Genomic DNA, 14222 nt, shown 5'->3' with positions numbered 1-14222 from the left:
TCGGCGGCGCGCAACGACGGAGCGGTCGAATATGACGGAAACACTGGACGGCAGACATATCGTGGTGACCGGCGGCACCGGGGCGCTTGGCGGCGCGGTCGTAGGGAAACTGCTGGAGCAGGGCGCGATTTGCCATGTGCCCAATGCCCACGCTGCCGCGCCTGCCCATTTTCCCTTCCCGGCACATGACCGCGTCAGGCTGGCGCACAATGTCGACCTCGCCGACGCTGCCAAGGTCGATGCCTTCTATGCTAGCGTTCCGGATTTGTGGGCATCGGTGCATCTGGCCGGCGGCTTCACCGCCGCACCGGTCGAGAAGATCGAGCCCGCCTCCTTTGCCGAGATGATGGACACCAACGCCCGCACCACCTTCCTGTGCTGCCGCGCGGCGATACGCTCGATGCTGGAATCTTCCGTATCGGGCCGCATCGTCAATGTCACCGCGCGAGCCGGGCTCGATCCGCGGCGCGGCTCCGGCAAGGTGGCTTACGCTGCCGCCAAGGCGGCGGTCGCCGCGATGACCGTGGCGATGGCCGAAGAGCTGAAGGGCAAGGGCATACTGGTCAACGCCGTGGCGCCCTCGACCCTAGACACGCCGGCCACCCGGGCTGACATGCCGGGCGCCGATTTCAGCAAATGGGTCAGCTTGGAAGCAGCCGCGGAGGCCATTGCCTACCTCGCTTCGCCGGCCAATCTGGCGATGAGCGGCACGCTGGTGCCGCTTTACGGCAGGGCCTGAAATTCAGGTCGGGTGCAAAAAAGGCCCCGCCGGATCGCTCCGGCGGGGCTTTTTGTTTCGTTTACAACCTGCGCGAGGCGCAGTGTTGGCTTAGCTGCCCTGCTTCTTCAGCGCGGCACCCAGGATGTCGCCCAGCGAAGCGCCGGAGTCAGTCGAACCGTACTGGGCGACCGCTTCCTTCTCTTCGGCGATTTCCAGCGCCTTGATCGAGACCTGCAGCTTGCGGGTCTTCTTGTCGAAGGCGATGACGCGGGCGTCGACCTTCTGGCCGACAGTGAAGCGCTCGGGGCGCTGCTCGTCGCGGTCACGGCTGAGGTCGGAGCGCTTGATGAAGGTCTCGATGCCGCTGTCGACCAGCCGCACTTCCAGACCGCCATCCTTCACGCCGATAACCTCGCAGGTGACGACTGCGTTCTTGCGCAGTTCGCCTGACGTCGCCGCTTCGCCGACCGTGTCCTTGGCCAGCTGCTTGATGCCGAGCGAGATGCGCTCCTTGTCGATGTCGACGTCGAGCACCTGCGCCTTGACCATGTCGCCGCGATTGTACTCCTCGATCACCTGCTCGCCCGGACGGGTCCAGTCGAGGTCGGAAAGGTGGACCATGCCGTCGACATCGCCTTCGAGGCCGATGAACAGGCCGAACTCGGTCTTGTTCTTGACCTCGCCCTCAACCTGGCTGCCGACCGGATGGCTGCGCGCGAAGGCCTCCCACGGGTTCTCCAGCGTTTGCTTGAGGCCGAGCGAGATGCGGCGCTTGGCCGGATCGACTTCGAGCACCACCACGTCGACTTCCTGCGTCGTCGACAGGATCTTGCCGGGATGCACGTTCTTCTTGGTCCACGACATTTCCGAAACGTGGATGAGGCCTTCGATGCCCGGCTCCAGCTCGACGAATGCGCCGTAGTCGGTGATGTTGGTAACGGTACCCTTGATCTTCTTGCCGATCGGGAACTTGGTGCCGATCTCGGACCACGGATCGCTCTCGAGCTGCTTCATGCCGAGCGAGATGCGGTGGGTTTCCTGGTTGATGCGGATGATCTGCACCTTGACCGTCTGGCCGATATTGAGGATTTCGGTCGGATGGTTGACGCGGCGCCATGCCATGTCGGTGACGTGCAGCAGGCCGTCGATGCCGCCGAGGTCGACGAACGCACCATAGTCGGTGATGTTCTTGACGACGCCTTCGACCACCTGGCCTTCTTCGAGGTTCTGCACGATTTCCGAACGCTGTTCGGCGCGGCTTTCCTCGAGTACGGTGCGGCGCGACACCACGATGTTGCCGCGGCGGCGATCCATCTTGAGGATCTCGAAGGGCTGCGGGTTGTGCATCAGCGGCGAGACGTCGCGGATCGGGCGGATATCGACCTGGCTGCGCGGCAGGAAAGCCACGGCACCGTCGAGGTCGACGGTGAAGCCGCCCTTGACCTGGTTGAAGATGACGCCTTCGACGCGTTCGCCCTTGGTGAACTTCTCTTCGAGACGGACCCAGCTCTCTTCGCGGCGGGCCTTTTCACGCGACAGCATGGCTTCGCCAAGCGCGTTCTCGATACGCTCGACATAGACCTCGACCGTGTCGCCGACCTTGAGCGTCGTGTCCTTACCCTTGACGCCGAATTCCTTCAGCGGCACGCGGCCTTCGACCTTGAGGCCGACGTCGATGATGGCCATGTCCTTCTCAATGGCGGTGATGATGCCCTTGACGACCTGGCCTTCGCCGGAATGGCCGGCGGAAAATGATTCTTCGAGCAGGCTCGCGAAATCATCGCGAGTGGGATTTGCAACTGACATAGTTTCTCCTGGAATGCCCCGCAATCTGTCGCGGGGCGGGCGCCGTGGGTTAGCGTTGCGTTGGCCTGCCGGCGTTCCGGGCAAAAAGCCCTGGCCGCCTTTGGGCGGCAATTCCGGCGCATGAAGAATGCTGGCAGGCTGGTTCATGCCCGATATGGGAATTCTTTTTGTCGCCGGCAATGGGCGGCGGCAGGAAAACCCGGCTCAGGCTTCGTTTCTCTTGGCCAGGACGTCATCGATGATCGCCCGAGCTGCCAGAAACGCGGCTTCTATAGCCATTTCCGACGTGTCGAGCAAGTGCGCATCGGCTGCCGGTTTCAAGGGCGAGTCCATGCGGCCCATGTCGCGCTCGTCGCGACGCACGATATCGGCAAGGATTTCATCGAAATTGGCAGTGCCGCCGATGCTCTCGATTTCGTCCAGCCGCCGCTTTGCCCGCACCTCGGCACTGGCCGTGACATAGAGTTTTACGTCGGCATCGGGACAGACGACAGTGCCGATGTCGCGGCCGTCGAGCACCGCGCCCGGCGGGGTTTTTGCAAAGTCGCGCTGCTTGTCGACCAGGATGCGCCGCACCGACGGGATGACAGCCACTTTCGAGGCAGCCTCTCCGACGGCGTGTGCCGAAAGCACGGCGCGGTCGAGCTTTGCCAGATCGACCTGACGAGCCGCGGTCTCAGCGGCCGAGACATTGTCGAGCGGCAGGCCGAGCCGGAGCAGCGAATGCGCCACCGCGCGATAGGTGAGGCCGGTGTCGAGCAGGTTTAGCCGGTAGTGATCGGCGAGCCGTCGGGCAAGGGTGCCCTTTCCAGCGCCTGCAGGGCCGTCGATGGCGATGGTGAAGCCTGTCGTCATTCGAAACCTCGATGCAAGTGCCTCACTCCATCGACGCTCGAAGTCAACCGCGTTGACCTCCGAGGCCTCGAACTGATTGTCGGAATTGATCTCTGTGAGATCGGGAAAGCCTTCTACGGAATTTCTGGTGCCCCCGATCTCAATATCCTCCGACCCGTCGAGGGCAGCGCCGCGAATGGCAAAACCCACGGAGCCATCGGTATAGAACTCGATAGTCCGGTTCTGGAAATTGTCGTCGGCAACTTCATACCAGAGACGGGACGGCTCCTCCGGTATGCGATGTTTCCAATGAACGTAAAAGTATCTCACTCGATCTCCGCACCCAGCCCCTTCATCAGCCCCATGAATTCCGGAAAGCTCGTTGCGATCATCGCCTGGTCGTCGATGGTTACCGGTTTTTCCGTCGCCAGCCCCATCACCAGGAAGCTCATGGCGATGCGGTGGTCGAGATGGGTCTGGACGATGGTGCCCTGTCCGTTGGGATGCTGGCCGAGGCCCTTGCCGCCAGGTTTTCCGCGCACGGCCAGCGTGGCCTCGCCCTCGCTGCAATCGACGCCGTTGAGCTTCAGCCCGTTGGCGACCGCCGACAGCCGGTCGGATTCCTTCACCCGCAGTTCTTCAAGCCCGAGCATCAGCGTTTCGCCCTCGGCAAAGCTCGCCGCCACGGCAAGCACCGGATACTCGTCGATCATGGTCGGCGCCCGTTCGGGCGGCACGGTGACGCCTTTCAGCTCGGAGTAACGCACGCGCAGGTCGGCAACATCCTCGCCGCCTTCATTGCGGCGGTCGAGAATGTCGATCCGGGCGCCCATTTCTTGCAGCGTCAAAAGAAGCCCCGTGCGGGTCGGGTTCATCAGCACGTTTTCGATGGTGATGTCCGAGCCCGGCACGATCAGCGCCGCCACCAGCGGAAAGCCGGCCGAGGAGGGGTCGCCAGGCACCGCGATGGTCTGGCCGGTGAGCTTGCCCTGGCCTTCGATGAAAATGTGGCGCACGCCGCGCTCGTCGGTCTCGACCGACAGATTGGCGCCGAACCCCTTGAGCATCTTTTCGGTGTGGTCGCGCGTCATCACCGGCTCGATGACCGTGGTGATGCCCGGCGTGTTCAGCCCCGCCAGCAGCACCGCCGACTTGACCTGTGCCGAGGCCATCGGCACGCGGTAGGTGATCGGCGCGGCGTGCTTGGGCCCGCGCAGCGTGATCGGCATGCGGTCGCCGGGCGTCGCCTTCAGCACCTGCACGCCCATCTGGCGAAGCGGTTCGAGCACGCGGCCCATCGGCCGGCCGGACAGCGAGGCGTCGCCGATGAAGGTGGTTTCCATGTCATAGGTGCCGACCAGGCCCATGGTGAGGCGGGAGCCCGTGCCGGCATTGCCGAAATCGAGCGGGCCCTCCGGTTGCAGCAGCGCGCCATTGCCGGTTCCGCGGATCACCCACTCAGTGCCATGCTTCTCGATATGAGCGCCCATCGCCTTCATGGCAGCGCCCGTACGCATCACGTCCTCGCCTTCCAGTAGTCCGGTGATGCGGGTTTCGCCGGAGGCCAGCCCGCCAAACATGAAGGAACGGTGCGAGATCGACTTGTCGCCCGGCACCCGTGCCGCGCCGGAAAGACCAGATGATTTTCGGGCGGTGGCCTGCTTCGGGGCGGCAGTGTGCGACATGGTTCTTTCCTGGAAACGCCGGCGGCCGGCCATTTTCTTGTGGTTTGCGCGGTCTCCTATCATGGCGGATCGAGATGGTCATCCCCTTGGTACGAAGGCCTTCGAATTCAAGCTTTTTGGGACGCCGGCTTTTCGCTTTGACAGCGCCGTAAACTCTGGTTAAGGGGACCAAACTTTCATCGACGAGGCTTGCTGTGGCAAAACCCGAACTTGGCACCAAACGCATCGACCCGGAGACGGGTCGAAAATTCTATGACTTGAACAAGGACCCGATCGTCTCGCCTTACACGGGCAAGAGCTATCCGCGCTCCTATTTCGAGGAAGGCAAGATAGCCGCCCTCGAGGAGGAAGAGGAAGTTGCCGAGAAGGAAGTGGACGCCGAGGAGGAAGAGGGCGTCGAGGTCGTCTCTCTCGAAGAGGCGGACGAGGACGCGAAGGCCGACGAGCTTCCCGATCTCGGCGATGACGAGGACGACGTTGACCTTGGCGATGACGAGGATGACGCGTTCCTTGCCGACGAGGAGGAAGAAGACGACGACGTTGCCGACATGATCGGCGTCGGCGAAGACGACGACGAAGTCTGAGCGAACCGCATTCGCCGGCTTTCGCGGCGCTGCCTAGAAAAAGCGGTTCTTGAAGGCTTGATATTGACTGAAGGCGGGGTTAGAAGCCGCCTGCACTAACGACGCGGTCTCAACCCGCGCCGGATCTCTTCGCCGGAAACGGCGCCGGCGAACTGCCGGAGTGGGGCCATAGCTCAGTTGGGAGAGCGCTTGAATGGCATTCAAGAGGTCGTCGGTTCGATTCCGATTGGCTCCACCAAAAGTTCTTTCACGTTTTCAGAAAATTAGTTTCCACCCCCTCAGGGGCCCTTGCCTTGGAAAGGTCCGGGGCACCGCCAGCGCACCGCACAAAACATTTTTCAGGTCCGAAGCAGCAATGCCTGACAGCGGTGGACAAGATATCGATCTTGGCGCCAGTAGCTTGCGTTCATGCACGCCCGGCGGCAAGGATATCGCGGCAACATCGTATGTGGGGGCAATATGGAATCGGAAAACTCGCTGCTCGGGATCTTCATCTCCTGGATGCCGATGCTGATTTATCTCGCAGCAAGCCTTTGGGTTTCTATCTGGCTCACGTTCAAACTCATCCATGTTCAGCAAGCGATGGTGCAGGCGCAAGAAGGCATCTTGGCCAAGCTGACTGATATCGACAACCGCATGTCTGGTAAGCCGAGCCAAGACTGAGGTCCGAAGCTACTGTTCCCCAACTGTTTTCAGCTGCAGCGGTCGACCGGGATACCGCTAATTATACCGGCCAATTGGATGCGGTGGCTCGACGGCGCCCGGTATCGCCACATGAAAATCGGTCTTTTGGACTAACGCTTCATTTTGTCGATACGCTCGCTAAGAGCCTTCACCGCTGCCGTATTTTCCCGAATTTCTTTGGCGATCTCTTTCGCGGCGTTTGCCATGACGATCCTTGAGCGGTTTGCCATCCAAAGCAGAAACGCCATAAGAATCAGGAAAGGGATGCCAACGAGAAGTGCTCGCATTATTGCAGCTTGGTGGCTCATTTCGCTTTCTCCGAGTCGTAGGCTGCCACGCCGTCGACGATCTTCGTGATGTGCTGAGCTTCTGCCATCGGTTCCCTCTTCAGCTGTGACGGACGCCAGCGATAATCGCGTTTATCGGTAGTCACCCCCAAGCCGGAATCGATTCCCTTTTGGGCCGAGGCCGAGCGGCTTCAATTCGTCCAGATCGAACACTGAACCACTTGACCTGTTGCCTGATCACGAACCCTTTTCGAAAACACGCGATGGAGGCCCATTGCGCGTGATCTAGCTTCCTTCGTCGCAACGTAATCGGGATAGCCGACATGCCACTGCCAGAGGAAGTTTGGTGGGGCAGGTTTCCACGTAACCTTGGATCCAAAGGCCGCATTGTCCGGATCTGTTCTATCGAACCGGCAGTCGACGGCTACGGGCATCATGCCCTTCTTAGCCATTGCGTCGGAAACCCCGTAAGCAGTTCGCTTCGTAAGCCATCCATCCGCGCCGCTAGTCGAAACTGTAGTGCACCCTGCCAGAGATATGCTCGACATCAAAAGCCCGATGGCCAATGCGTTGCCTGCGAATGATCGCCGAGTGCCAACCTGATTCTGTTTCATACCCGATCCCCACAACTGAAAGTAGTGCAGGCTAGATGGGGATACGGCGCGAAACAAGGGAGCGCGCCTCTTCTTTGGTTCGGCCGGTCGTGCGCCGTGCGCGGTGCGACAGGCGAGCGGCGTGCGGCAAAATTTCAAACTGAGACACTATCTAACTGCCACCTAATACAGGTTCTTTGAGCTAACTCCCCCTGGCGCGCGTACTGGTCGCGAATCCCATTCGTCGCGCGCTATTGGAGTCTGGACATAGTGCGCCAGAATCCAGGGTCGCGTCCCGTCTGTTTCCGGTCTGTTTTCAGGCATGAAATTCCCTTGCCCGGGTCGCTGTTCCTTCACTGTTTTCAGTGCGCATCGGACACTGTTCCGCCGCTGTTTTCAGCGAGAGTGCCAACTGTTTCCTAACTGTTTTATCAGTTGCAGCGCTTAACCGAAATCGTCCATTAAATTGGACTAAGCCATCGTCGCATATAACTGCTTGGAAATGACTCCCCCACTCTTTGCGCTACCGGGCTGCCCGCCGCCTATCGCGGAACCTAGCTGAGACTAGTGTAGTCGGCCGCCCGGCTTGGGCTCGCCGGTCCAAAAGTAGTGAGCCCGTGCCCGGTCAGTGCATTTTTCTGGCTGTGGTTTGAACCGCGAGCGCCGGGTCTGAACCAGGCAGCGGGCTGAAATGACCGCTGAGCAAAACTCCGTTACTTGTTGCAGTTCTGCATATCCGACGTCATGGCGCCGCTGGGGGTATTGTTGTCGGTATCGCTGCCCGCCGTATCCTTGCAGCGGTCCTCCATACCGTTTGTCTGCGGCGTGGTGGCGTTCGTTGCGTTCGGATCGATCGTGTTCGGGGTAGTTGCGCTGCCGGTCCCGATGTTGCCGCCGGAAGTGCCTGTGTTGACGCCGGTATTGCCATCGGCGCTACCGGTCCCGGAGCCCATCGATTGTGCCATGGCAGATGTGGCCAGGCCGATAGCAAGTAGGAATGCAGAGAGAATTTTCATCATCTTAGTGTCTCCATCGAGTTGCATCGCTCTATCGCGATCTATACCCAACGAGAGTTTTTTCGAGATGTTCCGTTTGGCATAAATAGTGATCGATACAACCATTATAGATCTTTGTTGCTCGTCGTTTCGTGAATGCGGCTGCGAAATTCCTGCCGCATAGCGGCAATTTCGTCTGGAACCAAATCGAGCATGCCGCGTTATTGCGCTTGCGGGGAGTTGTGTCGGCCGCAGGGGACAGTTTCACCAAGACATTCAAGAAATCCGTGAGCTGGGAGGGGCGCTGTGAGCGTGCTTGCATCCACAAGGCAATTGGACCACCGTCAAATACTGAACGCGCTGAAGGCTTTTCGGAGCGGTGATTTCTCCGTTCGCATCGATAATGTCTACACCGGCCTCGATTCCGAGATCGCCGACACCTTCAACGAAATCGTAGAACTCAACGATCAGGTCACGCGCGAGTTCGAACGCCTCAGCAAGGTCGTCGGCAAGGATGGCCGGATCGGCGAACGCGGCCGTGTCCGCAACGCTACCGGCAGTTGGGAATCGAGCGTCCGTTCCGTCAACGATCTGATCGAGGACATGGTTCAGCCGACGGCCGAAGTGGCGCGCGTCATCGGCGCGGTCGCCAAAGGCGACCTGTCGCAGACGATGATGGTCGAAATCGACGGCCGGCAGTTGCGCGGCGAATTCCTGCGCATCGGCAAGATCGTCAACACCATGGTCGGGCAACTGGCCTCCTTCGCCTCGGAGGTGACGCGCGTGGCGCGCGAGGTCGGCACCGAAGGCAAGCTCGGCGGCCAGGCCCGCGTGAAAGGTGTGGCCGGGACCTGGAAGGACCTGACCGACAACGTCAACGCCATGGCGACGAACCTGACCGGGCAGGTGCGCAACATCGCCGAGGTGACGACCGCCGTCGCTTCCGGCGACCTGTCGAAGAAGATCACCGTCGATGTGAAGGGCGAAATCCTCGAGCTCAAGAACACCATCAACACGATGGTCGACCAGCTCAATTCCTTCGCCTCGGAAGTGACGCGCGTTGCGCGCGAGGTCGGTACCGAAGGCAAGCTCGGCGGCCAGGCGCGCGTCGAAGGTGTCGGCGGCACCTGGAAGGACCTGACCGACAACGTCAACCTGATGGCCGAAAACCTGACAGGCCAGGTGCGCAATATCGCCGAGGTGACCACGGCTGTGGCGCTTGGCGACCTGTCGAAAAAAATCACAGTCGACGTCAAGGGCGAGATCCTCGAGCTGAAATCGACCATCAACACCATGGTCGACCAGCTGAACTCCTTTGCCGGCGAAGTGACGCGCGTGGCGCGCGAGGTCGGCACCGAGGGCAAGCTCGGCGGCCAGGCTCAGGTGCGTGGCGTCGCCGGCACCTGGAAGGACTTGACCGACAACGTCAATTCGATGGCCGAGAACCTGACCGGCCAGGTCCGCAACATCGCCGAGGTAACGACCGCCGTCGCTTCAGGCGACCTGTCGAAGAAGATCACTGTCGCCGTGCAGGGCGAAATCCTCGAGCTCAAGGACACCATCAACACGATGGTCGATCAATTGAACTCCTTCGCGTCCGAAGTGACGCGTGTGGCGCGCGAGGTCGGCACCGAAGGCAAGCTCGGTGGCCAGGCCGAGGTGAAGGGCGTCGGCGGCACCTGGAAGGACCTGACCGACAACGTCAACCTGATGGCCGCCAACCTGACCGGACAGGTGCGCAACATCGCCGAGGTCACCACGGCAGTGGCCCGCGGCGACCTGTCGAAAAAGATCACCGTCGACGTCAAGGGCGAAATCCTGGAGCTCAAGGACACCGTCAACACGATGGTCGACCAGCTCAATTCCTTCGCCTCGGAAGTGACGCGTGTGGCGCGCGAAGTGGGATCGGAAGGCAAGCTCGGCGGCCAGGCGCATGTCGAGGGTGTCGGCGGCACCTGGAAAGATTTGACCGACAATGTCAATGCCATGGCCGGCAATCTGACCGTGCAGTTGCGCGACGTGTCCAAGGTGGCGACGGCAATTGCGACCGGCGACCTCACCCAGAAGATCACGGTCGATGCATTGGGCGAGATCCTGCAGATCAAGGACGTCATCAACACGATGGTCGACCAGCTGAATTCCTTCGCCTCCGAGGTGACGCGCGTGGCGCGCGAAGTCGGTTCCGACGGCAAGCTCGGCGGCCAGGCGCAGGTGCGCGGCGTTGCCGGCACCTGGAAGGACCTGACCGACAACGTCAATGCGATGGCCGCCAACCTGACCGGGCAGGTGCGCAACATCGCCGAGGTGACGACTGCGGTGGCGCTTGGCGATCTGTCGAAGAAGATCACGGTCGACGTGCGCGGCGAGATCCTCGAGCTGAAGGACACCATCAATACGATGGTCGACCAGCTGAATTCCTTTGCCTCGGAAGTGACGCGCGTGGCGCGCGAGGTCGGCACCGAGGGCAAGCTCGGCGGCCAGGCGCAGGTGCGCGGCGTTGCCGGCACCTGGAAAGATCTGACCGACAATGTGAATTCGATGGCCGAGAACCTGACTGGCCAGGTTCGCAACATCGCCGAGGTCACCACCGCAGTGGCGCGCGGCGACCTGTCGAAGAAGATCACCGTCGACGTCAAGGGCGAGATCCTGGAGCTGAAATCGACCATCAACACCATGGTCGACCAGTTGAACTCCTTTGCCGGCGAAGTGACGCGTGTCGCCCGCGAGGTCGGCACCGAGGGCAAACTTGGCGGCCAGGCACGGGTGGAGGGCGTCGCCGGCACCTGGAAGGACCTGACCGACAACGTCAATCTGATGGCGACGAACCTGACCAACCAGGTGCGCGGCATCGCCGATGTCGTGACGGCGGTCGCGCAAGGCAATCTCAAGCGCAAGCTGACGGTCGATGCCAAGGGCGAGATCGCCTCGCTCGCCGACACCATCAACGGCATGATCGAGACGCTTGCGACCTTCGCCGACCAGGTGACCAACGTCGCCCGCGAAGTGGGCATCGAAGGCAAGCTCGGCGGCCAAGCCCGTGTGCCTGGCGCTGCCGGCCTTTGGCGCGACCTGACCGACAACGTCAATCAGCTCGCCGCCAATCTGACCACGCAGGTGCGCGCGATTGCCGAGGTGTCGACGGCGGTGACCAAGGGCGATTTGACCCGCTCGATCAGCGTCCAGGCCTCCGGCGAGGTCGCGGCGCTGAAGGACAACATCAACGAGATGATCCGCAATCTGAAGGACCAGACGCTGAAGAATGCCGAGCAGGACTGGCTGAAGACCAATCTCGCCCGGTTCTCGCGCATGCTGCAGGGCGAGCGCGACCTGGCCACGGTCTCGCGTCTCATCATGTCCGAACTCGCCCCGCTGGTGAATGCGCAATATGGCGTGTTCTACGTGACCAACCGCGACGAGGATGAATTCTATCTGGAACTCGCCGCCTCCTATGGCGCCGAAAGCAAGGCGGAGATCAAGCAACGCCTCGATCTGCGCGAAGGCCTTGTCGGGCAAAGTGCCGCCGACAAGCGCGCCATCATGCTGGACAATGTGCCGCCCAATTTCCTGCGTGTCACGTCCGGCCTTGGCAATGCCGCGCCAGCGAACGTGATCATTCTTCCGGCTCTGTTCGAAGACGAGGTGAAGGCCGTCATCGAACTCGCCTCGTTCAGCGAATTCCGCGACACGCACCAGTCGTTCCTGAACCAACTGATGGAATCCGTCGGCATCGTTCTCAACACCATCGCCGCCACCATGCGCACCGAAGGCCTGCTCAAGCAGTCGCAGCTGCTGACCTCGGAGCTGCAGGCGCGTCAGACCGAGCTGACCAAAAAGCAGGAAGAGCTGCACGCCACCAACGAGGAGCTGCAGGAAAAGGCGCAGTTGCTCGAGAACGAAAAGAAGCAGGTGGAGAACAAGAACCTCGAAATCGAGATGGCGCGCCGTGCGCTGGAGGAGAAGGCCGAGCAGCTGGCGCTTACCTCGAAATACAAGTCGGAATTCCTCGCCAATATGAGCCACGAACTGCGTACGCCGCTGAACTCGCTGCTCATCCTTTCAAACCTGCTCGCAACCAACCAGCAAGGCAATCTCAACGACAAGCAGGTCGAGTTCGCGCGCACCATCAACTCGGCCGGCACCGACCTTTTGAGCCTCATCAACGATATCCTCGATCTGTCGAAGATCGAATCGGGTACCGTCTCGATCGATATCAATGACATGCCGGTGGTGCATCTTCGCCAGCATATGGAGCGAACCTTCCGGCAGCTGGCGACCGACAAGGGGCTTGGCTTCGCCATCAACGTCGATCCCGAGCTTCCGGAGACCGTCCGCACCGACGAGAAGCGCTTGCAGCAGATTGTGCTCAACCTCTTGTCGAACGCGTTCAAGTTCACCTCCGAGGGCGAAGTCAGCTTGAATTTCCGGGCCGAAAAGACTGGCCGTCACAACGGCTCGGTGCAACCGATGGAAGCGCTCGCTATCGCGGTCACCGATACGGGCATCGGTATTCCGCAGGACAAGCAGAAGCTGATTTTCGAGGCCTTCCAGCAGGCCGACGGCACCACCAGTCGCAAATATGGCGGCACCGGGCTTGGGCTCTCGATCAGCCGGGAGATCGCCCGGCTGATCGGCGGCGAATTGCGGGTCGAGAGCACGCCGGGCAAGGGTTCGACGTTCACGCTGGTCATCCCGTTCGACGGACCTCGGATGGCCTTGGCCCCGCAAGCGGCCTTGCTGCCGGCGATGGAGGTGGTCGCGACGACGGCGCAGCCGAGCCCGCCATCCTCCGAATTGCTTGATGACCGCGATACGATCTCACCGGAAGATAGGGTCGTGCTGATCGTCGAGGACGACCCGACCTTTGGCGGTTTGCTGCTCGGCCTGGCGCGTTCGGCCGGGCTGAAGGGCGTCCTGTCGACCGCGGGCTCTGGCACGCTGGCTTTGGCCCGCAAGCTGGTTCCCGATGCGATCACGCTGGATCTCGGACTATCGGATATCGACGGCTGGGTGTTGTTCGATCTGCTTCGCCATGACCCGAAAACCAAGGACATTCCCGTCCATGTCATCTCGGGTGCCGAAGATATCGAGGTGCTTGCCCGCAAGGGCGCATCCAGTATTTCAACCAAGCCCGTGTCGGCGGACGAACTGATGAAGGTCTTCCAGGACATTCACTCCAGAAAGCTCCGCGTCCAGCGCCGAGTCCTCATTGCCGATACCGATCCCGAGCGCCGTCTCTCGTTGATCGAGGCGATCCGCGACGGCGTCACCTCGGTCACCGCGATCGGCCGCGTCGCGGCGAATGCCGACGACATCGGCATCGCCGGCTATGATGCCGTTGTGCTCGGCCTTGGCCGCTCGGCCAAGGACAACGCCCAGATGCTGGATGAGATTGCCGTCCTGTTCGGGCAGTCCGTGTCGCGACTGTTGTTCTTCGCGCCGCATCCGGAAGCGCTGCAACAGTCGCTCGCCTTGCATCCGGCATTGGCGGACGTTCCGCGGGCGGAGAATTTCGCGCAGCTGGCTCTCCTGATATCCGCAACGCTCCCGGGGCGAGGCCACGACAGTTCGGCAGCCGAACAGCCGGATAAATTCGACCTCGCCGGCGCAAAGGTCCTCATCGTCGACGACGACATCCGCAACATCTATTCGCTCACCAGCGTTCTTGAGACCTATGACATCCAGGTGCTGCACGCGGAGCGCGGTAGGGAAGGTATTGCGCTTCTGGAGCAGAGCCCGGATATCGACGCCGCATTGATCGATATCATGATGCCGGAGATGGACGGCTACGAGACGATGCGGCAGATCCGCGGCATGCCGGCAATCGCCCATATCCCGTTGATCTCGGTTACCGCCAAGGCAATGAAGGGCGACCGGCAGAAGTGCCTCGACGCCGGCGCCTCTGACTATATCGCCAAGCCGGTCGACCTCGACCTGCTGCTGGCCTTGCTGCGTGTCTGGATCGGCCGCTCGCGATCCCGTGTCCATGGTCCGGAAAAGACGCTCATGGCAGTGAACTGACGGCCGCTCGATGCA

At 61.3% G+C, this 14222-nt stretch carries 9 protein-coding genes, 1 tRNA gene and 1 pseudogene; 5 read left to right on the top strand and 6 right to left on the bottom strand.

Annotation, left to right across the window (positions count from 1 at the left end; genetic code table 11):
* The first annotated feature begins 31 nt into the window (after nucleotides 1-31).
* Nucleotides 32-739: an SDR family NAD(P)-dependent oxidoreductase gene (locus tag X760_RS48770; RefSeq protein WP_023718023.1), complete on the top strand. Its 708-nt coding sequence runs from the start codon at nucleotides 32-34 to the stop codon at nucleotides 737-739.
* A gap of 90 nt (nucleotides 740-829) precedes the next feature.
* Here X760_RS48770 and rpsA read toward each other — a convergent pair whose 3' ends face one another.
* The 4 genes and pseudogenes from rpsA to aroA form a co-directional block, all read right to left on the bottom strand.
* The gene (gene rpsA / locus X760_RS48765; RefSeq protein WP_023676278.1) at nucleotides 830-2527 is read right to left on the bottom strand and encodes a 30S ribosomal protein S1; all 1698 of its coding nucleotides are present in this window, start codon (nucleotides 2525-2527) and stop codon (nucleotides 830-832) included.
* A gap of 204 nt (nucleotides 2528-2731) precedes the next feature.
* Entirely contained in the window at nucleotides 2732-3382 is a 651-nt protein-coding gene (gene cmk, locus X760_RS48760) for a (d)CMP kinase (RefSeq protein WP_023718022.1), read from the bottom strand.
* A 27-nt stretch (nucleotides 3383-3409) separates the two neighbouring features.
* Nucleotides 3410-3691, bottom strand: a pseudogene (locus X760_RS79065) (hypothetical protein); the annotation flags it as partial.
* Entirely contained in the window at nucleotides 3688-5046 is a 1359-nt protein-coding gene (gene aroA / locus X760_RS48755; protein ID WP_023718021.1) for a 3-phosphoshikimate 1-carboxyvinyltransferase, read from the bottom strand. The pseudogene X760_RS79065 and the gene aroA, both read right to left, overlap by 4 nt.
* 194 nt (nucleotides 5047-5240) lie before the next feature.
* Here aroA and X760_RS48750 point away from each other — a divergent pair, with 194 nt between their 5' ends.
* The 3 genes from X760_RS48750 (at nucleotide 5241) to X760_RS48740 (ending at nucleotide 6293) form a co-directional block, all read left to right on the top strand.
* Nucleotides 5241-5630, top strand: coding sequence for a TIGR02300 family protein (locus X760_RS48750; RefSeq protein ID WP_023718020.1), 390 nt, complete (start codon nucleotides 5241-5243; stop codon nucleotides 5628-5630).
* Between the two features lie 162 nt (nucleotides 5631-5792).
* A tRNA-Ala gene (locus X760_RS48745) sits at nucleotides 5793-5868 on the top strand.
* A 221-nt stretch (nucleotides 5869-6089) separates the two neighbouring features.
* Nucleotides 6090-6293 (top strand): hypothetical protein, encoded by a 204-nt coding sequence (locus X760_RS48740; protein WP_023718019.1) that lies wholly within the window; start codon nucleotides 6090-6092, stop codon nucleotides 6291-6293.
* Between the two features lie 131 nt (nucleotides 6294-6424).
* On the opposite strand, the gene X760_RS48735 is transcribed toward X760_RS48740, so the two are convergent.
* Together X760_RS48735 and X760_RS0137385 are read right to left on the bottom strand one after the other, a co-directional pair.
* Complete coding sequence (locus X760_RS48735) at nucleotides 6425-6622, bottom strand: hypothetical protein (protein ID WP_031193688.1); 198 nt, start codon at nucleotides 6620-6622, stop codon at nucleotides 6425-6427.
* Nucleotides 6623-7907: 1285 nt separating this feature from the next.
* On the bottom strand, nucleotides 7908-8213 hold the full coding sequence (locus tag X760_RS0137385; protein WP_031193686.1) for a hypothetical protein: 306 nt from the start codon (nucleotides 8211-8213) through the stop codon (nucleotides 7908-7910).
* A gap of 288 nt (nucleotides 8214-8501) precedes the next feature.
* Between X760_RS0137385 and X760_RS48730 the strand changes: the two genes are divergently transcribed.
* Nucleotides 8502-14207: a HAMP domain-containing protein gene (locus X760_RS48730; RefSeq protein WP_023718015.1), complete on the top strand. Its 5706-nt coding sequence runs from the start codon at nucleotides 8502-8504 to the stop codon at nucleotides 14205-14207.
* Nucleotides 14208-14222: the final 15 nt, after the last annotated feature.

Source organism: Mesorhizobium sp. LSHC420B00 (assembly GCF_000503055.1).
In the GTDB taxonomy this organism is placed as follows: domain Bacteria; phylum Pseudomonadota; class Alphaproteobacteria; order Rhizobiales; family Rhizobiaceae; genus Mesorhizobium.
Note: the sequence above shows the minus strand (reverse complement) of the source record. Positions and strands in the feature narration are given on the sequence as shown.